This is a genomic window from Bremerella volcania (assembly GCF_007748115.1).
GTDB classification, from domain to species: Bacteria; Planctomycetota; Planctomycetia; order Pirellulales; family Pirellulaceae; genus Bremerella; species Bremerella volcania.
This window is the reverse complement of record NZ_CP036289.1, coordinates 2,814,547-2,839,258: the sequence shown is the minus strand read 5'-3', so window position 1 is coordinate 2,839,258 and position 24,712 is coordinate 2,814,547. Positions and strand designations below refer to the sequence as shown.

Sequence of the window (24,712 nt, the reverse complement as noted above, 5' to 3'; positions counted from 1 at the left end):
ATCAAATACGCCCGAGTCATTTCAACTCCTAAGGCCCGGAGGGCCAGCCGAATGTAGCCATTGGGCGCTAAGCCCCTGGTTCACGTGACGAAAATCCAATAAGCCCTGGAAGGGTGACCGAAAGCTCCCGTGCCTTTCTTCGGTCGCCCTTCCAGGGCTTACGCTTTTCTTGTTCATTAGGCCCCAGGGCAAGCTCATTCAATCCATGGATACCGCACTTGGTGCGATACGCTTCGCTGCTCGGACCTTGCCAATCCTCATCCGTGACCATCCGTGTAATCCGTGGTTAGATTCTCTTCTCTCCGTGTTCTCTGTGCCCTCGTTGGCAATTCCCTTCTTCCGCTTCCTGCTGGAAAACACGTCCGCCGAAGATTATGGTGATACAAAACCCATCCCCAGGTCTTAGCTGCCTGATCGTGATCAAACGATTCCCCCACGGCAGTTTTCCTTCTGTCAGAGGAAACCTCATGCGACGTATTGCCCTTGGTCTTGCCGTTCTGTTTGCGCTGACCACTTGCGCGACCTCTCAGGCAGAGACGATCGAAACGGACGTGTGCGTTTACACCGCTACCCCGTCTGGCATCCTGGCGGCGATCGCGGTCAAGAAGGGCGGCAAGGACGTGGTGATCGTCGAGCCGAGCCGCTGGGTGGGCGGCATGCTAGGGGCAGGGCTCAAGCCGATGCAGGACTGCCCGAACTACAACGCCACCGGCGGCATGACCAAGCCGCTGCTGAAGAGCCTGGGGCATGGGCCTGGCATTCCGGAAGACATGGTAATCGTCCCCGCCATTCGCCGCGATTTTCAGCGACTCTTGGACGAGCATGAAATCAAGGTCATCCACGAGCATCGCGTGAGCACGTGCCGCACGATCGATGCGGCGATCCAATCCGCCTCGTTCGATCTGGCACCGTTCGACGAGTTGGGCTGCCCTCCGGTCGAAGCGACCACTAAGGGTAATCTGCAGGTGAACGCCAAGATCTTCATCGACGCCAGCTACGAAGGGGATCTCCTCGCGGCGGCTGGCTGTTCGTATCGCACCGGCCGCGAGTCGGCCGAGCAGTTCGACGAACAGGCCGCCGGCGTGCGCGAGCCGGTGGTGAAGACCCCGATCGACCCGTACGTGACGCCTGGCGATCCGAGCAGCGGTCTCTTAAATCTGCTTCAAGCCGATCACGGCAAACCGGTGGGATCGGCCGACGAGTACACCCAGGCCTACAATTACCGCTATTACACGACCAGCGACCCCGAGCATCGCCTGCCGATTGACGCCCCGGAAGGTTACTCGGCCCAAGACTACGAACTGGTCGGCCGGTACGTCGAGTACCTGACCGAAACGATCGAAGATCAAGAAACCCTTCGCAAGAAGCTGATCGGGATCTGCCCCGGCTGGAAGAACTCGGGCGAATGGAATTACCAGCGCGATTCGCTGATCACCATGGCCCCGCTCGGGATCAGCCAGGACTACGCCAGCGGCGACGCCGCTACCAAGGCCCGCGTCTGGAAGGCGCATCAGAACTATCTGCGTGGCCTTTACGAGTTCATGCGCACCGACCCGCGCGTCCCCGAGTGGTATCGCCAGGAAGTGGGGCAGTTGGGTCTCGATGGTCGTTATCACGAAGAAACGAATGGCTGGCCGCATCAACTGTACATTCGCGTCTCACGCCGCCTGGATGCCGATGACACGATCACCGCACACGACGTTTACAACCGCACGCAGGCTGACGTGCCGGTCGGCCTGGCGCAGTACGGCATCGATACCTACCCGTCGCGGCGGATCGTGATCGAGGAAGAGGGCCAGACGCTGGTCGCCAACGAAGGGAACATGTTCGTCGGCGGCAACAAGGGCCCGACCAACGTTCCGTACGCGGTCCCTTACGCGGCCATCGTCCCGAAGCAGGCCGAGTGCACTAACCTGCTGGTCCCCGTCTGCTTTTCGGCCAGCCACTTGGGCTACGCATCGGCACGCATGGAGCCGGTCTTCATGATCTGCGGCGAGTCCGCCGGCATCGCTGCCGCACAGGCCATCGAAGAAGATGTCGCCGTCCAACAAATCAACAAGCCCAAGTACCTGGCCCAACTTCAAAGAGCAGGGCAGAAGCTCACTTGGGACCCGGCCGTCGACACTCCGACCGGCCCCTCGTCGAACCAACTCGACTACGCCCACCTCTTGAAGGAGTGCGACGAGAACGAAGACGAACGAATCAGCCAGACCGAATGGAACGCCGGCAAGAAAGGGTGGGAGTTCCTCTTCCTGTTCATCGACCAGGACAAGGATGGTCAGATTGATGAAAAGGAATATGATCAGTTCCAGCAGTATAAGAAGCAGCACCCGGATTGGGCCGAACGGATTCGGAAGTCTTAGGGCTTGCCTCTATTATTCATTTGCGTTTGAATTCGTGAACTCACAGAACTATCAATTGACTGGGTTTAGGCCGCGAATTTTGCGGGATACATGCGTTGGGCAGTAATTTTCTATCCACAAGTCATTCCAACAACTCGACACGAAAGTCCCTATGGCAACGTACGCTAAATTCGAGACCCTTTCGCTCAAGGGGCACGCCGAACTGAACGAAAGATGGGTGCAAGACCGCATCGCTGAAGATCCTTCAATCCTCGGTCTTGGTGACCTCGTACTCCACGGCGATTGCGCCATGATGGGTTATCTGCGACACTGAGGCAATGGCGGTCAGGCGATTTTGTGACGGAGGTTGTCGCGGCCTGATCCGGTGTTCTCAGGTGCCTTTCTCATGTCGTCACGTTCGCCTGTTTCCCTTCAAGAGTGCTTTGCCGATCTGACCGATCCGCGGACTCGCAAGGTGACTTATCCGTTAACGAATATCGTGACCATCGCGCTGTGTGCGGTGATGAGTGGGGCGGATGATTTTGTGGCTATCGCCGACTGGGCCGAGATGAAGAAGGAGTGGCTGGGTAAGTTCCTTGATTTGAGTTCCGGCATCCCTTCGCACGATCGCTTTAATGCGATCTTGGCTTCGCTGAATCCGGCTGAGTTTGAGAAGTGTTTGCTGACTTGGATCACCGCCTTACACGAAATCACCGACGGGCAGATCATCGCGATTGACGGCAAGACGCTGCGGCGGAGTTTCGACAAGGCCAGCAGCAAGGCGGCCATTCACATGGTCAGTGCCTGGGCGACTGCCAATCATGTGAGTCTCGGCCAGGTAGTAACCGACGCGAAGAGCAACGAGATCACCGCCATTCCCAAACTGCTTGAAATCGTCGAGGTTTCCGGCAGTTTAGTGACGATTGACGCTCAAGGTTGCCAACAGGACATCGCTCAGAAGATCGTCGACCAGGGAGCCGATTATTGCCTGGCCGTGAAGCGCAATCAGCCGACCCTCCACGATTCGATCGAAGATTTTTTTGTCGCGCAGCAGGAAAGCAATTTCAAGCGAGCCAAAGTACACCGTCACGAAACGCACGAGAAAGGGCATGGTCGCGAGGAGTCGCGTTCCTATTATATCTGCCCTGTGAACGACGAGATCATCACACGAGATCGTTGGTCGAACTTGAGGGCGATCGGGATGACGATCAATATCGTGAAGCAAGGCGGGAACGAGACGAGCGAGGTGCGATACTATATCCTGAGCAAGTACCTTTCCGGCAAGCGTTTCGCCGAGGCCGTTCGCGGTCATTGGGGCATTGAAAACAGCCTGCACTGGCAACTGGACGTGACGTTCGGTGAAGATCAATCTCGCATCCGCAAAGGGCACGCCGACGCCAACTTTAGCCTGCTACGAAGGACGAGCCTGAGCCTGCTGAAGAACAACAAGACAGCCAAGGTCGGCGTGAAGAACAAACGATTAAAATGCGGCTGGGGCGATGACTACCGCATGGAAGTCCTGCTGGGACGGTGAGTTATGGTGCAATCGCCGTGCCTCGTACTCAAAGACAAAGAACGTATTCAGCCGCGCGCTGGCCGTCTTGATCTGCTGCTGCAAGATGCCGAAACAAGCCATCGCTACGAGGTCGAGGTCCAGCTTGGTGGAACAGACGAAAGCCACATTATTCGCACGATCGAATATTGGGACATCGAACGGAAACGCTATCCGCAATACGAGCATACTGCGGTTATCGTGGCCGAAAACATCACCGCCCGCTTTCTTAATGTCATTGGTTTATTCAATGGCATGATCCCGCTTGTCGCCATTCAAATGAACGCGCTCAAGTTCAACGATCATGTTGGACTCGTCTTCACTAAGGTACTCGACCAAATGACACTTGGTCTCGTTGATGAAGACGAAGATGTTCAAGAAACAACGGATCGTTCTTATTGGGTAAATCGCGGCTCGCAAAAGACAATTGAAATGTGCGATCAACTACTAGAAACCGTGAAATCACTCGATGCTGAACTCGAATTGAAATACAACAAGTTCTATATTGGCCTCGCCAAAAACGGCCAACCATGCAACTTCGTGGTCTTCCGCCCCAAGAAGAGTTTTCTTCGGATTGAACCTCGACTTGCCAAATCAGATGAAACTCAGGAACAACTTGAAACTGCTGGGCTTGACGTCATGGATTACGATGATCGCTGGGGACGTTATCGCATTCGGCTAACCCCTGGCGACCTCAAGAAACAAACTGAAGTCATTACTGAAGTACTGACACAAGCCTTCAATGGTGCGAACAATTAAGGCAGGAATACGTATCTTAAGGTTCTCTGAAAATCTCCGCCAATCTCTGAGCCATTAGAACATCGGCTCGCCGCTATTGAGTAGTGATTTGATGCTGACGCAACCTTACAGACCCGCCGGCTTCCAGGGGCGTGCTTTCCTCATGAGCTTATCATACCCGGTCTTGCGTCCTCCTTATCCTGAACCGGCCGAATGGAGCGTTCCCCTTACACGTATAGCACCACGCCCATGTGATTCTACCGGAGGCCGTTGGCATCAGGCTTGGAACTGAGCAAGCGGAAGATATCGTCACATCTGTCTGTCGCGATAATCACCCGGTATGATGCAGGCAACTCGCTACGACTCCCAAACAGATTGAGGTGCATATGGAAGGCGATTTCCTCAATAGCCTGGACGATGACATTCGCTTCGTCCGTGTTCTCTGGACCGATAACGCCAACGTCATCCGCGGCAAGGCGATCCATCGGCGCGGCTTGGCGAACTATGTCGAGCACGGCGTGGGCATCACGGCGGCCGCGCAGGCCATGCCGGCCATGTACGACGCGGTCATTCCGGAAAGTGGCCTGGGGCCGATTGGCGAGATCCGGCTGGTGCCTGACTTCGCTACGCTCACGCCGCTACCCTATGCCCCTGGTCACGCGCGGGTCATGGGTGACCTTGTGCTTAACGGCGAGCCCTGGCCGCTGTGCCCGCGCGGGTTTCTGAAGCGGATCGCCGAGGATGCGGCACGCGAAGGTTTCGAGGTGATGGCCGGCTTCGAGAACGAGTTCTTCCTCTTGCGGCCAACGCCTGATGGGGGCGTCGCTCCGGCGGATGACACCGTGTTCGCGGCCACGCTGGCGATGGATCTGGCCCGCGAGGTGATCGATGACATCGTCGAGGCGCTGCTGGACCAGAGTATTCTCGTCGAGATGTATTACCCAGAGTCGGGGCCAGGGCAGCACGAGCTTTCAGCGACCTGGACGACGCTGACGGAGGCAGCCGACTGGCAGGTCGTCTTCCGCGAGACGGTTCACGCGATCGCCGCGCGGCACGGCCTCAAGGCGAGTTTCTTGCCGAAGGTCTACGCGGACAAAGCAGGCTGCGGTTGCCACCTTCACCTGAGCCTCTGGCGTGACGGCAAGAACCTATTGCCCGACCCGGACGGTCCTGGCGAACTGTCGGACACGGCTCTCTCGTTTATTGCCGGGGTGCTGGAGCACCTGCCGGCACTCGCGGCGGTGGTCGCGCCGAGCCCGAATTCCTATCGCCGGCTTCAGCCTCATTTCTGGAGTGGGGCGTATCGCTGTTGGGGACTGGACAACCGCGAGGCCGCCGTGCGCGTGCCGAGTAGTCCCACCGGCAGCGGATCGACCCATTTCGAACTGAAAACCGTGGATGCGACGGCCAACCCATACCTGGCGGCCGGTTGCGTCGTCGCGGCGGGGCTCGATGGGATCCGGCGGCAGTTGAAGCCGCCGCCGGCGGTGCAGGTCGATCCCGGCTCGCTGTCCGACGCAGAGCGGGCTGAGCACCACATCGATGCGTTACCGGCAAATCTTGGCGATGCGATTGGGTGCCTGTCTCGCGACAAAGTGTTGATCGAGGCCCTCGGGCCAGGCTTGGCGAAGTCGTTTCTGGCGGTGCGGCAAGCAGAGTGGGAGGCGATGAAGGACTACCAACTCGACGACGAAGTTCGCCTGCTTCTGGAGCGGTATTGATGGACCTGACGGCGATCCCGGCTCTTGACCAGCACGCCCACAACCTCCTTAAGCCTGAGGTGGCGTGCCGAAAGCCGTTCCGGGCAGCCTTCACTGAAGGTTACGATCCCGACGTCATCGCCCACCATGCCCAGCACACGCTCTTCTTCCGCCGTAGCATGCGCGAGATCGCCCAACTGATCGGCTGCGAACCCAACGAAGCAGCCGTTTTAGCCCGGCGGGAAGAGTTGGGGTTAGAGCAGTTGACGACGAAGTGCTTTGAGGCGGCGAACCTGGAGGGAGTCCTGATCGACGACGGATTGCTGCCCGACGAGATCCTGCCGCTGGATTGGCACCGAACGTTCGTGCCGGTCCATCGCCTGCTTCGCCTGGAAACCCTGGCAGAAGAGCTCGTCGGCGATGCCGAGTCGTTCGATGACTTCCTCGCCCGGTTCCGGGCAGCCATCGACCCACCGCCTGCGGAAGTGGTGGGCCTGAAGAGCATCGTTGCCTACCGCAGCGGACTCGACGTTCGCCCGACCTCCTTCGACGACGCGCGGGCGAAGTTCGCTGCCTGGAAGGGGACCGGTCCGTCCCGTCATCCTCGACTGGTCGACAAGACGCTCCTCGACTTTTTATTGTTGCAGGCGTTGGAAGTCGCCGCCCGCCACAGGTTGCCGATCCAGCTGCACACAGGCTTCGGCGATCCCGATCTCGATCTGCGACTGGCTAACCCGCTGCACTTGCGTCCGCTGCTGGAGGACCGCCGATACCGCGGCGCGCCGGTCGTGCTCCTGCATGCGTCGTACCCCTTCACGCGCGAGGCAGGCTTCCTCGCTTCGGTCTACCCCCATGTCTACCTTGACGTGGGCCTGGCGGTGCCGCTGCTGAGCGTGTCAGGCATGGAGCGTGCCATGCGGGAACTGCTGGAACTGGCTCCGCAGAGCAAGCTGATGTACTCGTCGGATGCCCACTTTATTCCGGAGCTATATTTTCTCGCGGCAAAGTGGGGAAGAACCGTACTCGCGAAGGTCCTCGACGAGGCGGTTCGCGACACCGATCTCACCGCGGCGGAAGCAGATAAGGCAGCCGAAGCCGTGCTACGCGGCAACGCCCTAACTTTGTATCGCCTGGACGACTGTTGAGGGCGTGTCATCTTTCAGCATTACTATTGATAACGCAGTGCCGCGGATTATCTTGCTGGCTCTAGAATTCGACCTGGATCGACGCCCGCTTACCGCTGTCGACGACAACCTTCCCGTCGTAGACCACTTTCGACCGCTTACGCGTTTCCTTCACATGCACGACGACGGTATGCTCGCCCGGGTCGGCTTCGACCTGCATCTGGCGTTCCACGTTGTCCCAATCGGTACGCTTTCCATCGACGATAACCCAGGCAGTCCCCTCGAACCGAGGCTTTGTCAGGGCCGCGAACCCACCCCGTTTATAGATTGCGATCGAGCCCGGCTTGTTGCTGGGTGGGTTCTTTGGATCGATCATCGAAAACTTATGCCCCTCGCTGCTGGCATCGTTGGCATACACGTTCACCTCGACATGCATGACGGACGGCTCCGACAAGACGATCTTTTGAAGCTCAACCTCCTCGTTCGGTTTCCAAACGGGAATGAAGACGATCTGAGCGTGACCATACTTCTTGAGCTTCTCGGAGCTGGTGAAACCCCAGCTCAGATCCAGCACCACGTCGGTCAACTTCTGTCCGCTCACATTTCGCAACTTCGACGTACTTGAGTCAGCACGCCATATCGAGATCAAACACTTGTCCGACTTCTTACCCGCGGCTCGCTTTCCTTCTTCGCGTACGATCTTGTACCCGTCGATCAAGATATTCTGATAGAGATGATCGAGATTATTGGTGATGCCATCGCCGGCAAACAGATCCGACCACGAATTCGTGTTCCGCAGCCCCTTCACGTACTCGCGGATTTCGTCATCGCTCTTGCGTGCCAGTTCGGCCAGCCGTTGACCTTCCCGCTGGGCGTCATAGTCGGGCTCGTTGCCACTGGCGAACACACTTCGCGTGCTGCCATCGGAATCGGTGTAGGTACTCTTCACCGAACCGTATTCCAGCGTCTGCCGCGAAAGCCGATCTGCCCGGGCTAACAAGTCTCGGCGAACAGCCTGGACGTCGATATTCTGGTCGGCCTTGATGCGATCGAGCATTTTGTTGGCGTATTGCTGCAGTTCGGGGTTGGGATAGGCGGCAGCTGCCTGAGCGGCCTGCATTCGCGCTTTGCCGTCGGGTCGAAACATATCGCGCCCCGGCATCTTGTACATCGCCGAGACCGCCGCGGCCAACTGGGCGAATTGCATCGAACGAGGCGTGTAGCCAGACTCCGGACCGGGAACCAGTGGATTCTTCACCGGCGCCGGCTTGGGCTCCGACTTCTTCGCCAAGGCGCGCTGAGCCGCGCGACGAGCTTCCTCCGCCTCCGCTTTCGCACGCATTTCCTTATGCTCCTGCAAGGCCTTTTGGAAACTCTCTTCTTTGGTCAGCGGCTTCGCCACGGCAACCAGAACCTTGTTGGGTTGCGGGTGGGGGACACCCACGTGAAGGAAGCCTGGGAAGACGAAATGTTCCTTGTGCGAAGCGCCCCGCATCGAAAGAGGGCGAGGCTGTTTCTTGTGAGGCCGGTACGAACCGAGATCACCACCGAAGCCCTCGAACTGAACGTTCTGCTTGGGCTTGGTCATCTGAAAGGTGAGCAGCAGCTTTCCGGAAATGATCTCGGCCTTGACCAGTTTCACCGCCTCGCTGGTCGTGATCTTGCGGGACCCAAAATCGATTTGGTGATCTTGGAAATATGGCAACACTTGCTGCGTCACTTCCCCCGCCTTGGTGAACTTGCCCCAGTCAAACCGTGGACCCTCAGGCTTACTGGCACGGTCCGTTACGACAGGCTTCTCAGCGACAGGCTGCACCTGCTGAGGTTTGTCCTGAGCGGCATCTTTCGCCGCGGGACTTCCACAACCCAACAGCAAAACCGTGACCAACAAAGCGAGCGTGCTTTCCCGCTGGTAACACCTGAGAGTCGTACGCATCCAAGATTCTGTCTGGTTCATCGAGCTTCTCCGGTACGTCGCTTTACGGACAAGGGGAAGACCCGACCGAATCTCCCCCACATCACAGTGCGTAAACCGACAGTGCGTCTCGCCAAAATTATAAGAAATTCTTTTGGGGCAAAGCGACCGTATTCGTTCTACGGAAACGGCCCTAGAGGGTTACTTGGCCAATGGAAAAACAAACCAAATAGCAAGCGATGGACTTGGAATTCGATCGGCAGCGCCCCCAATCATGACTCCGATTCTTCCCCCAGGTACTTCGCGTAGTAATAACGAAACTGGTGATAACTCAGCCCCAGTTGCCGGGCCGCGGCGGCCTGGTTGTTGCCGCACTGGTTCATCGCTTCGCTGAGCATCAAGCGGCAGAAGTTGTCCAACCGCTGCTTGAAGCCGGTCCCGGCGATATCCGCCGGGCCGTTGGAAAGCATGCCGATGTCTTCCGGCGTGATCTCGTCGGTCGTGTCGCGATAGGCGGCCCGCTCGATGATGTTCTTCAGCTCGCGGACATTGCCGGGAAATCGATACCGCCGCAAAACGTTGATTGCCGACTTCGAGAGCTGCTTGCCAGCGAAGCGGGGAATCTCCTGGGCGAACTGATCGAGGAAGTGTTGCGCGAGGACCTCAATGTCTCCCTCGCGGTCCCGCAGCGTCGGCACCTCGATCACCTCGAACGCCAGCCGATCATAAAGATCGCTCAGGAATTCTCCTTCTCGAATCCGCTGCCGTAAGTCGACATTCGTCGCGGCGATGATCCGAGCCGACGTTCGCAGTTCCGTATGGCCACCCACACGATTATAGGTGCCGTACTCGACCACGCGCAAAATCTTCCGCTGAAACGGCAACGACATATGGCCGATCTCGTCCAAAAACAGGGTGCCACCATGGGCAAGACCGAACTTGCCGTCGCGGGTTTCGTCGGCGCCGGTGAAAGCTCCCTTTTCGTGACCGAACAGTTCACTCTCGAGCAGGGCCGTCGTGAACGCCGCGCAGTTGACCGTCACCATCGGCCGGGCATGTTCGTCCTGGGCCTGGTGAATCGCCCGGGCAATGACCTCCTTGCCGGTACCGCGCTCGCCGACGATCAACACGGGCCGCGGCACCTGAGCCACCAGCTGCACGCGCTCGACGATCGCGTGGATTTGCGGCGAGTTGCCGATGATCTGCCCGCGAAACTGAAGAACCTTTTGCAGCTGCGTGTTCTGGGCATCGAGCGACCGCGCTTCGTGCAGCACTTCCAGCAGATAGCCCATCTTCCCCAGCAGCGTCGCGACCCGAGCCGCCAGCTGCGGACCGCGAACGAGAAAGTCGTTCGCTCCCATGGCAATCGCCGAGGCGGCCGTTTCGACGCTCCCCTGATCGGCGGCAATCACCACGAGCGTCGTCGGATCTAACTGACGCATCGCCCCGATCAATGGGGAACTCGCCTGCGGGCCGTGAATGATAAACAAGCTGTCGTCGGCCCCGCCGCGCACCTCGCCAAGCAGATGCTTCTCTTCATGGACGACACGCACCTCGGACTTAGGCGCAGCGTCACGAAACGCCGAACGTAAGTCGTCCAGTGCGTCTTGATCCAAACCGTAGATTGTCAGCCGCGAGAATTGCATCGCCTCATGCTACTTCTGAATGTGAGACTTTTCACTACATCTAGTGAAAAGTCTCACCTGGATGGACACCCGAGTTTTTACATAACCATCTGCCACCATTGCACTTATACATATTCCGACTTTTTCGGTACGACCAATGCGAAAGGGGACCCGGAACTACCCCTTAACCTCTTTGGAGAGCCTCGATGAAACGTGATTTTACTTGGAGTGAGTTGCTCTGCTGGCGGCTGATTGGTCTGGTATGTCTGGTGGGATTCGCCGTAGAGGTCGACCTTCTCATCGAACATTACCTGTGGCCGATCGCCGCCAATGAGTTGGCCGTGCGGCAGATGGAGTCGCCTGCGTGGTCGCAAGCGCTGCAAACGCTGACCGCGCTGCACGCGTCCCTTCCCATGACTTTGTTGAGCCTGGTGTTGATGTCCGCCGTGGTCCTGATTGGCCCGCTGCTATGGGCTCGCCACGAAGCGCCCACCCCGTCTCAAGCAGCCGGCAGGTCGAGAAGCTCGAAGCGAAGCCTGTTGGCGTTGGCCGGTGTGTTTGTGCTTGTGGCGACGTCGACTGGATGCCGTCCGTTCGATACGCCTGAATTCGAGGAGATCGACACCTCGGAAACAGGCTTCCTGATTCCGCTGGAAGGCGCCACCGACAAGCAGGTTGCCTTCGAGTCGGAAAGCTACCTGGCCGAACGGAAGGTGGCTGCCAAGCGCGTTCAGGTCCCCCATCGCTGGGTTCAGACCGGCCGCATGTACAACATGGGCCAGTGGATGGACACGGTCCGCCTGATCAAGGTCGATCGGTCCCCCGTGACGCGTGAGTGGACTGCCGACTCTTCCAGCGGTACCAAGACCGCCAACGAAGCGATCTGGATCGAAAGCAAAGACTCGGTCGGCTTTTCGGTTGGCTTCAACTGCACGGCGTTCATTGAAGAAGACGACACCGCTCGCTTTCTGTACATGTATCGCAGCCGGTCGTTGGCCGACATGATGGACTCGGAAGTGCGTGCCCGTATTCAGTCGGTGGCCGCCGAGACGGCCGCCAAGTACGACCTGGACGAACTCCGTTCGCGCAAGCAGGAAATGGTCGACGACGTACGTAAGGACGTGATCGCGTTCTTCAAAGAGCGCGGCATCACCGTCACGACGATCGGCATGTTCGGCGGCTTCACCTACCAGAACCCCAAGATTCAGGAAGCGATCGACGAAACGTTCGTGGCGCAGCAGAAAAAGGTGATCAACATGGCCCTCTTCGATGCCCAGCAGAAGGAGAATGAACGCATCGAACTGGAGGCCGAAGGGCAGGCCAATATGGCCCGTACGATCGCTGAAGGTGAAGCCGATGCGATCATGAAAATCGCCCAGGCAACTCGCGAGGCCCAATCCGATCCGCTGTTCGTACAGCTCAAGCAGTTTGAAGTCGAACGTGACCGGATCGAGAAATGGAACGGCGAGTACCCGAGCTATCTGCTGCAGATGGATTCCGGCAGCCAATCGCCGAGCCTGATGCTGCAATTGCCGGCCCAAACGGCCAGCGTCCTGGGTCCACCAAGCAACTAACCGGCATGACTCGATCAGGCCAGAATCTCACGGTGAACAAGTCCGTGGACATCCGTTAAACGAAAATCACGACCGGCGTGACGATAGGTCAGTCGCTCGTGATCGAGCCCCAACAGGTGCAGCAAAGTCGCGTGCAGATCATGCACGTGCATTTTGTTTTCTTGGGCATAGTAGCCGTACTGATCGGTCGCCCCGTGGCGATAGCCGGCCTTCACGCCGCCGCCGGCCATCCACATGGTGAACCCTTCGGGGTTGTGATCGCGGCCATTGGCTCCACTTCCCTGACAGGTAGGCGTTCGCCCGAACTCGCCGCCCCACAGCACGAGCGTATCTTCCAGCAGCCCCCGACGCTTCAAGTCCGCCAAAAGCGCCCCGATCGGACGATCGACCTCGGCGGCATTCTTCGTGTGGCCTGCTTTCAGATCGCCATGCTGATCCCACTGCACCTTCGTATCGCTGTGGGTAACCTGGATGAACCGCACGCCCCGTTCAGCGAAACGCCGGGCCAGCAGGCACTGCCGTCCGAAGTCCTGCGTCACCGGATCGTTGAGCCCGTACATCTCGAGCGTGTCAGCCGTTTCCTGCGAAAGATCTTGCGCCTCGGGCATTTTCGACTGCATCCGATACGCCAGTTCAAACGACTGAATCCTGGCTTCCAGCGACAGCTCACTCTGCGCGTGGGCCATATGCTCGCGGTTCATCGCGTTCATCAGATCGAGCTGGACTCGCTGCACGTCCCTGGTCCACCGCGGATTGTCGATGTACTTGACGCTGGCCGCCGTCGATGGCTGCGACGCCACCCCCAGCGGGATGCCTTGATACTCGGCCGGCAAGAATGCAGAGCCCCAATTCTTCGCGCCGCCGTGGGCAAACGTGGGACAAATGGTCACGAACCCTGGCAGGTTGTCGTTCTCGCTCCCCAGGCCATAGTTCACCCACGCTCCCATGCTGGGGCGAATGAAGTTGTCGCTACCGGTGTGCAGCTTCAAGAGCGCCCCGCCGTGCGACGGATTGGTTCCGTGCACCGAATGCAGAAAGCACATTTCATCGACGTGCTGCGCGACGTGGGGGAAAAGCTCGCTCACGTACATGCCGCTCTCGCCATACTGGCGAAACTTCCACGGCGACGCGAGCAAATTGCCCGTCGGTGCGAACTGCACCCGCGGCTTGTCGAAGGGCAGGGGCTTGCCGTCATCCTTTTGCAGTTGCGGCTTGTAGTCGAACGTATCGACGTGCGACGGCCCCCCCTTCATGAACAGAAAAATGACCCGCTTGGCCCGGGCAGGGAAGTGGGCCAGTTCCGCTGCCGGAGCCCCCATCGCTTGCCGAGCATCTTCTTGCAACAGCGCCGACAAGGCCAGGTAGCCGAAGCCGACCGCCGAGTTCTTCAGCAAACAGCGGCGGGTCATCGTCGATGTCGATTGGTCGTTCATCGTGCCTCTCATTTCCAGGCAATGCTATTGCACGTACATAAATTCGTTTGAGGCCAGCACGCACTGACACGCCGCGGCCCATGCCTGCTGCTTCGCTTGGCCAGCATCCATCTGCCCCTGCAGGGCAACTTCCAACTGGTCGACCGTAGAAAGCAGCCGCGTCACCTCGCGATCGTGCGGCCGCCGTGAAAGGGTCAGCTGATACAACAGGTCGACCCGCATGCGATCATCGCCAGGCACCTGCTTGTGCAGCCGATCGGCAAGCGCTTCGGCGGCATCCAAAAACAAGGGACTGTTAAGCGTGAACAGGGCCTGGGGAGCCACCGTCGAGGTCGCGCGGTCTCCCTGCGTAGTGTCGGCCGTGGCGAAATCGAACAGGGCGAACTCGTCGTAAAGATTGTTCCGAATCACCGGCAAGTAGATCGAACGCCGCTTTGAGTCATAGCTCGTGTCGTCCTTCGACGTGTGATCGAACACCAGCTTCCACTTGTCGACCGTCAGCATGCTGGTTCCCTGCGTCGGATCGAGTTGCCCACTGACCTGCAGCAGCGAATCGCGCAGGGCTTCGGCTTCCAGTCGCTGCACGTTGGCCCGCCAATAGCCGTGATTCTCGGGATCGATCGCCGCGTTATCCGCATTCACGCGGCTGCTTCGCTGATAGGTATCACTGAGCATGATCTGGCGGTGCAGCTTCTTCAGCGACCAACCATCGGCCACGAACTGAGCGGCCAACCAGTCGAGCAGTTGCGGATGCGTCGGCGCTTCGCCCAGCTTGCCGAAGTTATCGGTCGAAGGGACCAGACCCGTACCAAAGTGCCACCGCCAGACGCGATTGACGGCCACGCGGGCCGTCAGCGGGTTGTCCGCATGAACCAACCACTGGGCCAGTTGCAGGCGACCACTTTCGCCGTCGCCAATCGTCAGCGGCTCACTACGCTGAAGGACAACCGGCACGCCGCGTGCTACCTGCTGCCCCAAGATCAAGTGACTCCCGCGGACGTGGATTCGTACGCTCTGAGGCGTTCCTTCTTGAACCGCCATCGCGGTTGGCAACTCGGATGCCTGCTCGGTCAACGCGGCGATCTCTTGACGAAGCGCGGTCAGCTGCGTGCGAATCTCTTCCGGATACGCTTCTTCCTGACTGTCGGGATGTGTCTGCTTAGCTTCTTTGACTAACTTGTCGAGTTGGGCCAGCTTTTCCTTCTTTGTCTCGTCAAGCTTTGCCTTGCGCTCGATTTCCTCGGCGGTCGCCAACACCTTCTCGTTGTACTGGGCAATCGTCTTGAGCGACTGCATCGACTGCGTGCTTTTGAAGATGCCGGCCAGCGCGTAGTAGTCGGCGGTCGAGATCGGATCGAACTTGTGATCGTGGCACCGGGCACACGCGATCGTCAGACCGAGAAACGCCTGACCAAGCGTATCGATCTGCTCGTCGATGATGTCCATCTCCATCTTTACGGTGTCTTTCTCGGCCAGCACCTTGGGGCCCAGCGTCAGAAAGCCAGTCGCGATCGTCGAGTCGTAGTCGTCTTGCTCGGCCGACTCTTTCGCCAGCAGATCGCCGGCGACCTGTTCCATGACGAACCGGTCGAATGGTTTGTCTTCGTTCAGCGCGTCGATCACGTAGTTACGATACCGCCAGGCATCGACGAACGCCTGGTTCTCGTCCAGGCCGTTACTATCGGCGTACCGCACGACGTCCAGCCAGTGGCGTCCCCAGCGCTCGCCGTAACCAGGGGATGCCAGCAAACGATCGATCACCTTGGCAAACGCCTCAGGCGACTCATCCGCCAGAAACGCGTTCACTTCGTCCGGCGTCGGGGGAATGCCGGTTAAATCGAACGTGGCCCGGCGGATGAGCGTCCGCCGATCGGCCGGACCATTGGGTACGAGCCCTTGCTGATCCAGCGCCGCATGAATGAACGCGTCGATCGGATGCGCAGCGTTCGACTTCGGCACCTCCGGCCGCGTCACGGGACGAAACGCCCAATACTCGCGGGCCGCTTTCCAATCGATCGGCGCGCGTCTCGGCTGGATGCCTCCCTTGTCGAGTTGATCGGGGTGGGGGGCTCCCATTTCGATCCACTGCTGCAGCAGCTTGATCTGCCCGTCAGTCATCTTGCCGTCGGGCGGCATCTTCAGATGCTGGTTGTCGTACCGCACCGCGGCCAGAAGCAGGCTGTGCTTCGGGTCCTTGGGAATCACCGCGGCGCCTGATTCTCCGCCACCCAGCATGCCGGACATGGTATCAACGCGGAGCGAGCTTTCCTGCGTCTCAGCCCCGTGGCAATCGACGCAGTGCGTGACCAACAGTGGACGGATCTTCGATTCGAAGAAGGCCAGATCCTGTGAACTGGGCGGCGCGGCTTGCACGGTGCGAGCAGTCAAAACGCATACCACAAGCAGCAGCATCGCCGCTTGAACGAACACCCCAGGCACGAAGGTCGATGTCGGCATAGCAGCCTCACTACACATCGGACAACAGGCAGGCACCGCTACCAGAACGTGGGCAACGGCTCAAATGGGCAGGAAAGTGATATCAGGTGAGATCACTTCAGTATATCGAATGCCAAGCGTTTGCCCACATTGATTTTTGGAAACGGAAGAATTTCCCTGTTGGGAATCAAGGTGGAAAAACTCTCTTCCGCGTGTGCCACTGCCGACCTCGGCAGTGTGAACTAGCAACTCGGTAAGCACCGCAAGAGGAGACGTAGAATCCGTCAAACGATGAACGCTTGATCGATGAATTAAGGCGTATCACACTTCACACTGCCGAGGGCGGCAGTGGCACACGGTCAACGGAATCTACTTCGCCACAATCCGCTGACTCAACTCGCCGCTTTGCTTATTTCGCAAAATAAGTTTCGTCGCGCCATCAGGCATCATTTCTCGTTTGATCAAATCGTGCTCGTCGTCGAACGAGCGTGACTTCTCGGCCTTCTGCTCGCCCGTATGACCTCGCCACAGGGGCAGTTCGACCGTTGACCACTGCCGAGATTTCACGCTTTGGTAAGCGGCATCGATGATCGCGTTCACGACGTACCCATCATAAAAATCTTCCCGAGGGGTTCCGCCGTGTTCCATCTGCGTGAGGACGTCGGCAAACATGTCGTCGTACCCCAGCGCGGCCCCTTCGTTGCCGACGGGGAAGAGCCAGCCGGTGTCGGTCTCGGCTTTTTCGGCGATGTAGCCGGCCTGGGTCGACGACGAGAACATCTCCATGCCGGTTCGCAGCCAGTGATTGAGCCAGATGGTTCCCTCGGTGCCGCCGACCTCGTCGCGCAGATCCATTCCGCCACGAAAGATCCAGCTCGTCTCGAACTGCCCTATCGCGCCGTTTTCGTAGCGGACCAGTCCGATCGCATGATCTTCGACGTCGACCGGATGAAACTGCGTATCGGCCCAGCACATCACTTCGACCGGACGAACTTCCTTGCCGATGAAGTTACGGGCGATCTCGATGCAGTGGCACCCCAGGTCGATGATCGCTCCGCCGCCGGAAAGCTGCTTATTCCAAAACCAATCGCTATGTGGGCCTGGGTGTGCTTCGCGCGAGCGAACCCACAGCACGTCGCCGATCGCGCCGGCGCGTACCGACTGCAGTGCCTTGAGCGTCTTCGGCGTGTAGACGAGATCTTCGAGGTAGGCATGGTAAACGCCTGCCTTTTCGACCGCGTGCAGCATCTCAAGCGCTTCGTTCGCGTTCATCCCCAGCGGCTTGGTACACAGCACGGCCTTGCCGGCGGCCGCCGCGGCCAGCACCACCTCCAGGTGCAGGTGATTAGGCAAGCCAATGACGACGGCGTCGACGTCCTCGCGCTGAATTGCTGCGTGCCAATTGTCCGTCGCGTGAGGGATACCGAACTCGTCGGCAAACGCGTCCGCGCGCTCGCGGCTGCGCGAATAAACGACATGAATCCGGTCTCGCGAGCGCCGACCGTGCAGCGACTGTGCGTAGAAACGGCCGATCAGGCCGGTTCCCAGAAGAGCAATGCGTGTCATGGAAGTGCCTTCAATCGATGCGATGCTAGGGGGTAGCCGAGACGGCCTGGATCGCTTTCGAGACCCGCTGGTCGGGCCAAATTTCCAGAGGAGTGTAGTTGGGGTGGCGACCGCCGGTGACGATCGGATCGTTGTGCCGCGTATTATAGCAGCAGATCAGCGACCATCGCGGATTCTCGGAAACATTCTGGTCCGATCGATGCAGCAGATTGCTATGAAAGAAGACGGCATCGCCGGGGCTCATCTCGCAGTAAACCAGTTCGTGCCGCGCAATCGCCGCCTCGACCCGCTGTGGATCAGCGCCGGTCTGATCGCCGATCTTCACATGATTGACCCGGCCCATATGATGCGTTCCGCGAAGTACCTGCAGGCAGCCGTTGGCCTTGGTTGCCTGATCGACGGCGATCATGCAGCTTCCCATGTCAGGGTACAAGCATCCGTTTTCGTACCAGTAGCCGTAATCTTGATGCCACTCCCAGGCCCCGCCTGTCTTGGGCTGTTTCAGCATCATCTTGTGATGGTAGTGATAGACCTCGTCACCCAAAAGCTTCTGCATCGTCGCCGCCACACGCTGGCTTCGGACGATCGCCGTATAGAGCGAAGACTCGTCCAGATCGTTGCGAACCGTCAGACGCGTTTCGGCGCCGGAAGCATCGACCTTCACATGCGACTGACCCAGCAGATCTTGATCAGCCCGGGCATACGCCAACAGACCATCCATTTCTGCCTGGTCGAACAAACGACGGACAATCAGGTAGCCATCGGCCTGAAACCACGTCACCTCTTCTTCGCTCACCGCGAACTCATTCATCGATCGATCCTTTTTGTCTCGGTAACATGAGGGGGGAATTGGATGAGACACGAAACCATTATCCACGATTAAGCAACCACCGCCAAACAGGAAACCAATTTGGTCCCCTCGCGCCTGCCCAGAAAGGGCCAGGGCGAGGGGCAAACCAGGTACCAACTCCTCACTGCTGGACGAGCCAGCAGGGGCACCCAAAATGGTTCCATGATCACGTCAGCCCTAAGGGGCGCGGGGACTGGATTACTGGGGCGTCATGTTCAGTGCGGCACGGTAGTCGGCCATGGCTTTGAAGAAGTCGGCTTTGGCGGAGATGTCGATCAGGCGGGCATCGGTGGTGGCTTGTTCGTAGATGTTCAGTTCCACCAGGTCGATGTCCCCTTCGTTGAACTGGATGCGAGCCAATTGCAACGCTTCGTCAGCCAGGCGGACATTTTGTTCGGCTCGGCGGATTCGCTGATGCGCATTGAGCAAAGCCGACACGGCGTCTTGCACGGCGGCAACCGTTTTGTCCTCGGTGAACTGCCGTTTGACCGACAGCTGCTGAAGCTTGGCCTGGGTCGAAGTAACCTTGCCATACGCTTCGCGTCGCTGCAGAGGAACTTCACCAAACAGTCCCAGCTCCAACTCGAACGGTGTTTTGTCCCCCTTGGAACTGGTCGGCTCGCCGACATCCTTGGAAGCGTACAATTGTGCGTCGAGCTTGGGCAGCAGCGAGTTCTCGGCCTGTTGCAGGTCGATGCGTGTTTGGCGGATCTTCCAATCCATTTCAGCCAGAAGAGGCGAAGCGGCGATCGCGGCTTGGGTCGCGTCGGCCAGGTCGGCTTCCGAGGGAAGCTCTTGCCCGGGAAAGCCGTCCGGCAGAAGGGACTCGTGTGGCAAAAGCGGCTCGCCCGAAGGATCGCGGAAGAAAAGCGATAACTTGATCGCCGCGCTTTGCAGCTTCCGTTCCGCCTCGATCAGTTTCGTTTCGCGCGAGGCAATGAGCTGCTCGTTGTTGATGCGCGTTATCGACTTGAGATCTCCCAATTCGATCCGCCGCTGGATGTTTTGCACGCGCTCCTGCGCGAGCGAGAGGAGTCCTTGCTGAGCATCGCGAGCCTGACCGGCGGCGACCCAATCCCAGTAATAGATCGTTGCCACGCGTGAGAATTCGATCAACTGAGCACGGATTTCCGGCTCGACCCGTTGGCGTTCGAGTTGGGCTTTGAACAATTCGGCCCGCCGCTTGTCGATGGCACGATCCTTCAGCAAGGGAACGCCGACGCCGGCCGCGAATTCGCCTCCCCCGTTGGTTTCACGCTCCCCGTACCAAGGAGCAAAGTTGCCTTCGCCGAGGCGGTAGCCACCGTACAGATAGCCGCCGTTGAACAGAGGTTTTTCCATCGACACCGCGTTGCGATACGTCTGGTAGAAGCCTTCCGGGCGCGAGATCGACGAGCCCTTGAGCTTCAAGTCGAAGTCCCCCCAGGCAGAAATGTTTTCGCCCGCGGCGACGTCGCGTCCGAGGTACGCGCTGGTCAATAACGGGTACGATGCCTGGACCGCCGTGAGGACGTCTTGTACGTCGAGCGGTGCTGGCTGAATCTCTTCCAGCGGAGTGGACTTCAGCCCAGGCAGTTCGTTCGGGGCCGGCTTGTCGTTTGAGATCGGTTTGGTCTCTTCCTCAAACGAGACCATTTGCAAATCGCTGCTTGCCTGAGGAGTGCCCGCGGCGGCCGGCAACGCCGCGGGATGAGGATGCTTCCCCTTGGCGGCAACGTGCTCCGAGTAGGCAGGCGGGCTTGGTGAAGACGCGCGGCACCCCAGCAGCGTCAGCGCCCAAACGAAAGCCAAGAATGCGACTGCCGTTGGTCTTACTTGGGAAGTTTGACCTTGGGCTTGGTAGCATCCTTGCTTTTGACTTTGGCCTTGCTGTTGGCGGCCGTGGGAGGAAATCCGTTTAACTGTCGCCATATTTCATAGCCCAAGGGAACTTGATTCAGCATCACCCAGCCGTTGGCCTGGACGCCTTGTCGTAGGTAGCTTTCATCCGGCCAGGCATTTTTGGCATCGGCGTCTGGGACGACCAACACCCGAAAATTGCCCATTCCATCATCGGTAGCGTCGACACTCGCAACGGTTCCGCCGAACGTTCCCACCGCAACCGAGGGCCAGCCGGCGAACTGTACCGCAGGCCATCCTTCAAATTGCAGCCGAACGTGATCGGCCGTATGAACCAAGGGAACATCGTTCCCGGAAATCCAAAGCTCGACCGCCCGCTGAGTCGTCTCAGGGACAATCGTGAACAGCGGATCTCCTTCCTTTAACATCTGACCTTGCTCGAATACTTCGACCCGATACAAGGTCCCATCGCGGGGGGCTCTGATTTTCAATCGCTGGAGTTCCGAAAGCTTGATGTCGACGTCGCGGCGTTCTTTGTTGGCGGAGGCTGCCTGCCCCAAGGCTTCCTGCTGCATCGCCTTGGCGTAGTCGACCTTGGTTTGGGCTTCCCGCTCCTTTTGAATTCGCTCGTTCTTCTTCGCTTCCAGTTCCCCCAGCGCGGCTTCGACTTCGAGCTTGACCGACTGAAGGTCGGACTCGGCGACGTCGAGGTCCTTTTTCAATTTTTCCAGTTCCTTTTCCGACTGCAGGCCCTCGTCAAACAGCTTTTTCTGGCGCTCCAGATTGAGCTGAGCCTGTAACCGTTTGGCTTCATAGCCAGGCACTAATTTTCGTTTGGCATCCCACTTCGCCTTGGCGGCTTCCACCAACTGGTCTGCGGCGGAGACGGCGGCGCTTTTGGCTTCGGTAAAATCAATGACATTTCGACCATACACTTCGGCTTTGGTCTGGGCGGTCTCGATCTTGGCGTCGAGGTCGCGCAGTGCCCCTTCCAATTGGCTGACCAGGTCGGCCGCTGCCGGCTCCATTTCGAGAATCAAGTCTCCCTTCTTCACGGGAGACCCTTCTCGCAGGTCAGGCATGATCTCGGAAACGATCCCCTTGGTCGGAGCCGTGACCATTTGTTGCCGTTCTTGCGGAGCATAGGCGATCACTTGTCCCGTCCCGCGAGCCGACTGCTGCCACGGCACGAAAACCATGCCCACGATGCTCAATAGCAGCATCACCAGCAACGCATTGGCCAACCGCCATACCCATCGCGATGACTGAACCAGCTTTAATGCTGGCAAGCTATCGTCGCGAGCTTGCGGGGTGGTCGTCATGTTCGTCAAACCCACTCTATTCATCGGAAACTGCTAGTTAGGAGCCTTAGAATCGATTCGCTTTATCCCGTATTTACCTTCGTGTTTTGCGATGCCCCGCCTGAGCGGAGCGCAATCTGCTGCTGGCATTGCTCGGCCAATCGCTTCCGCGACGTGGCGAGGACCAGCGTCCAGCTCTTTTCCTTTTGCAATCGAGCTAGCAGGCGATCGGCGAGGTCGTCGGAAAGCCCATCCAGCACGCAGTCCAACAGCAGCATTCGCGGGTGCCCCACGATAGCGCGGGCCAGCATCACGCGCGCGGCCTGGCTGCGGGAAAGCCGGTGCCCGTGCGTCTGCACCACCGTGTTGAGCCCGTTGGGCAGGTCTTGGAATTCATCCAACAGTTCGACCGTGGCCAGGGCGTCGTGCACGTCTCGGGCATTGATGTGCGCGCGGTTCAAATGGATGTTTTCGTGAATCGTGCCATGAAAGATTTCGATCTCGCCTGCCAGCGCGATGTGCTCTCGAAGCGAGTCAGGGCGAAGCTCGCGGATGTCGATGTCATCGAGTTCCACGCCCCCTTTGTTCGGATGTCGAAGACCGCACAACAGACTCAGCAGCGTCGACTTACCTGCGCCAGAGTCGCCATAAATACCGTGCGAGACGCCTGCTTCGATTTCGAGATTCAGGTCCGAGAAGATAGGCTTCTCGTGATTGGAAAGGGAAACGTTGCGGAAGCACATTTGTGCCGGTTCCCCTTCACGCAGGTGGAACAATCGGTCGTGCTGTTCGATGCTCAGGTCGAACAGTTGTCCTAACTTGTCGATCGAAGCGAGCAGATCGTAAAAGCTTTCCAGGTGCTTTCCCAGCTTGGCAAACGACGAGAGGATGGTCATCACAATGAGTTCCGCCGCGACCAACTGACCGAGCGTCATTTCACCCGAAATCACTAACCAACCCCCCAAGCCCAAAAGGATGGTCGCCGCGACCGCTTGCAGGCCCAACACAAAAAGGATCTGCCGCAGAAGGATGCGGAAGTGTGATCGTCTGGCATCCAGCCAATGCACGGCCAGGTCGTCGGCTCGTTCCAAGGCATAGGTCTGCCCGCCGTTCATTTTGAATGCCGTGGTATGCCGGGCCAGTTCCTGCAGCCACTCGGCAACGGCGTACTTGGCCTTCGATTCCTTGATCGCCGTTTTCACCGCTCCACGTCCAAGCACCGAAACGGCCATGATGATCAGCATCAAAAGAACGACGTCGTAGCCCAGCAGAAACGGATGATAGAAGGCAATCACCGCCATGCCGATGATCGTTTGCAACACGATGGCAACGCCGTCCAAAAGCAGTGTCGAGGTTGACTTCTGGACGGTAACCACGTCGAAGAAGCGGTTGGTCAACTCGGGGCCGTGAACGTCGTCGAACTCTTCCTGCTCGACGCGCGGCAAACGGTAAGCGAGGTCTTCGACCACGCGGATGAAGATTCGCCGCTGAAGGACTTCCGCCACGAAGATGATCAAGGCCCGCATCGCGGCGGCGAACAAGAGGAAAGTGAAAAGCAGCAGGGCCAGTACGATGACCGGCTGCAGATAGCGGCCAAACGCGACCGTGTTGACCAGCACCTCCACCGCGACCGGCGTTGCCAGGGCCAGCAAGCCAACGATGGCCGAGAAGATTAGCAGGATCCACAGATCTCGTTTTTCTGGCATGAACAGCGAGATCAAGCGATTGAACGGTTTGGCACCTTCCTTGCTTGAAGGAATGTTGGTAGGTCTGCCGGAGGCCTGACAGCTGAGTGCCGGCTGGCCGACGATCCATCGGCATTTCGCGTTCTTGCCGGATAGCGAGATCTCTTTGGCCAGTGCCGCTCGCGAGACCCACTGGGTCGTGTCGGCTTGAGGGTGGCGAATAAGGATCTTGTTGCCGCGGGCCTGTAAAAGAATCCGCCAGTGGATCTCGCCCGATTCGACCTGCGAACCATAGGCGACCGGCGTCCCGTCCTGTACGAATTCGATAATGCGATCGATGCTCGCATCAAGGGTTCGCACCTTGAGGTTGATGCTTTCACCCACCTCGACCAGTCGGCACCCCCACGTCGCTGGGTCGCTCCCCGGAATGGCGCGTTCGGCTTCGTGCAACAGCCGACGAGCCTGACCACGGTCAAAGGTGACCCGCGCGGCCTCCGCAAACTGCGCCAACACATCCGCGGCCCCGCGGAGTGTAGCATCTTCCCAGTCAGTAGGACGTCCGAGCGTCATGATGTGTGATCTTCCCCGTCGTTGGTTCTGCGTAGCAGACTGCTTAACCGTTAATTATCGCGTTTGGTATCCGCTGAGTTCATTGATTAATTGCATCCCTGCCATAGAAAATTTCAATGCCACGAAAAATGGCCGGAAAGCAGCTTGGGATTCCCCCTTAACCCTATTTCAATGGGGAACCAGGACAGCTTCTTGCGGTTCCCCCGCGTGAAAAACTCTCGGGTACAGAGGGACACATTCAACGTTTCCGGTCGATAAAAACTTGGTGGACATTACGTTTTTTTGCTATAACGTTGCATTGTAGCGATAATAACCCTCGCCGAACCTCCATTCCCGTCCTTTCTTCGCCGCTATACCAGATGCCGATTGCGTCGCGATTGGTGCACCTTTTCACTCGGTTTTCGGACCGTTTTTGCCTGCCTTCCATCCCTTCCGACCTTTACCCCAACGAGTCGCTTGGAG

The 24,712-nt window shown here is 58.6% G+C and carries 15 protein-coding genes; 6 read left to right on the top strand and 9 right to left on the bottom strand.

Annotation, left to right across the window (positions count from 1 at the left end; all coding sequences use genetic code 11):
• Positions 1-467 precede the first annotated feature (467 nt).
• From Pan97_RS11635 to Pan97_RS11615, 5 genes are all read left to right on the top strand, one after another.
• Positions 468-2,363: an FAD-dependent oxidoreductase gene (locus tag Pan97_RS11635; RefSeq protein WP_144972688.1), complete on the top strand. Its 1,896-nt coding sequence runs from the start codon at positions 468-470 to the stop codon at positions 2,361-2,363.
• 385 nt (positions 2,364-2,748) lie between these two features.
• Positions 2,749-3,876 carry an ISAs1 family transposase gene (locus Pan97_RS11630; protein WP_144970136.1) on the top strand — a complete coding sequence of 376 codons (1,128 nt, stop codon included), beginning with the start codon at positions 2,749-2,751 and terminating at the stop codon, positions 3,874-3,876.
• Between the two features lie 3 nt (positions 3,877-3,879).
• The gene (locus Pan97_RS11625) at positions 3,880-4,653 is read left to right on the top strand and encodes a hypothetical protein (protein WP_144972685.1); all 774 of its coding nucleotides are present in this window, start codon (positions 3,880-3,882) and stop codon (positions 4,651-4,653) included.
• A gap of 365 nt (positions 4,654-5,018) precedes the next feature.
• A complete protein-coding gene (locus tag Pan97_RS11620) occupies positions 5,019-6,353 on the top strand; it encodes a glutamine synthetase family protein (protein ID WP_144972683.1) in 1,335 nt (444 codons plus the stop codon).
• Positions 6,290-7,477 carry an amidohydrolase family protein gene (locus tag Pan97_RS11615; RefSeq protein ID WP_196782364.1) on the top strand — a complete coding sequence of 396 codons (1,188 nt, stop codon included), beginning with the start codon at positions 6,290-6,292 and terminating at the stop codon, positions 7,475-7,477. Before Pan97_RS11620 ends, Pan97_RS11615 begins: the two co-directional genes overlap by 64 nt.
• A 61-nt stretch (positions 7,478-7,538) precedes the next feature.
• Here the strand turns inward: Pan97_RS11615 and Pan97_RS11610 are convergent, their stop codons facing one another.
• Positions 7,539-9,413, bottom strand: coding sequence for a hypothetical protein (locus Pan97_RS11610; protein WP_144972681.1), 1,875 nt, complete (start codon positions 9,411-9,413; stop codon positions 7,539-7,541).
• A gap of 230 nt (positions 9,414-9,643) precedes the next feature.
• Positions 9,644-11,017: a sigma-54-dependent transcriptional regulator gene (locus Pan97_RS11605; protein WP_144972679.1), complete on the bottom strand. Its 1,374-nt coding sequence runs from the start codon at positions 11,015-11,017 to the stop codon at positions 9,644-9,646.
• 185 nt (positions 11,018-11,202) lie between these two features.
• Here Pan97_RS11605 and Pan97_RS11600 point away from each other — a divergent pair, with 185 nt between their 5' ends.
• The gene (locus tag Pan97_RS11600) at positions 11,203-12,570 is read left to right on the top strand and encodes an SPFH domain-containing protein (RefSeq protein ID WP_144972678.1); all 1,368 of its coding nucleotides are present in this window, start codon (positions 11,203-11,205) and stop codon (positions 12,568-12,570) included.
• A gap of 14 nt (positions 12,571-12,584) precedes the next feature.
• Here the strand turns inward: Pan97_RS11600 and Pan97_RS11595 are convergent, their stop codons facing one another.
• The 7 genes from Pan97_RS11595 to Pan97_RS11565 all read right to left on the bottom strand — a co-directional run bounded on the left by Pan97_RS11595 (position 12,585) and on the right by Pan97_RS11565 (position 24,250).
• Positions 12,585-14,003 carry a DUF1501 domain-containing protein gene (locus Pan97_RS11595; protein ID WP_144972676.1) on the bottom strand — a complete coding sequence of 473 codons (1,419 nt, stop codon included), beginning with the start codon at positions 14,001-14,003 and terminating at the stop codon, positions 12,585-12,587.
• A gap of 24 nt (positions 14,004-14,027) precedes the next feature.
• A complete protein-coding gene (locus tag Pan97_RS11590) occupies positions 14,028-16,460 on the bottom strand; it encodes a DUF1553 domain-containing protein (RefSeq protein WP_144972674.1) in 2,433 nt (810 codons plus the stop codon).
• 348 nt (positions 16,461-16,808) lie between these two features.
• Positions 16,809-18,005 (bottom strand): Gfo/Idh/MocA family protein, encoded by a 1,197-nt coding sequence (locus Pan97_RS11585; RefSeq protein WP_144972672.1) that lies wholly within the window; start codon positions 18,003-18,005, stop codon positions 16,809-16,811.
• Positions 18,006-18,030: 25 nt separating this feature from the next.
• A complete protein-coding gene (locus tag Pan97_RS11580; RefSeq protein WP_144972670.1) occupies positions 18,031-18,816 on the bottom strand; it encodes a phytanoyl-CoA dioxygenase family protein in 786 nt (261 codons plus the stop codon).
• A 237-nt stretch (positions 18,817-19,053) separates the two neighbouring features.
• Positions 19,054-20,646: a TolC family protein gene (locus Pan97_RS11575; RefSeq protein ID WP_165698713.1), complete on the bottom strand. Its 1,593-nt coding sequence runs from the start codon at positions 20,644-20,646 to the stop codon at positions 19,054-19,056.
• Positions 20,647-20,666: 20 nt separating this feature from the next.
• A complete protein-coding gene (locus Pan97_RS11570) occupies positions 20,667-22,016 on the bottom strand; it encodes an HlyD family secretion protein (RefSeq protein WP_165698712.1) in 1,350 nt (449 codons plus the stop codon).
• A gap of 62 nt (positions 22,017-22,078) precedes the next feature.
• On the bottom strand, positions 22,079-24,250 hold the full coding sequence (locus Pan97_RS11565) for a peptidase domain-containing ABC transporter (protein ID WP_144972664.1): 2,172 nt from the start codon (positions 24,248-24,250) through the stop codon (positions 22,079-22,081).
• Between the last annotated feature and the right edge of the window lie 462 nt (positions 24,251-24,712).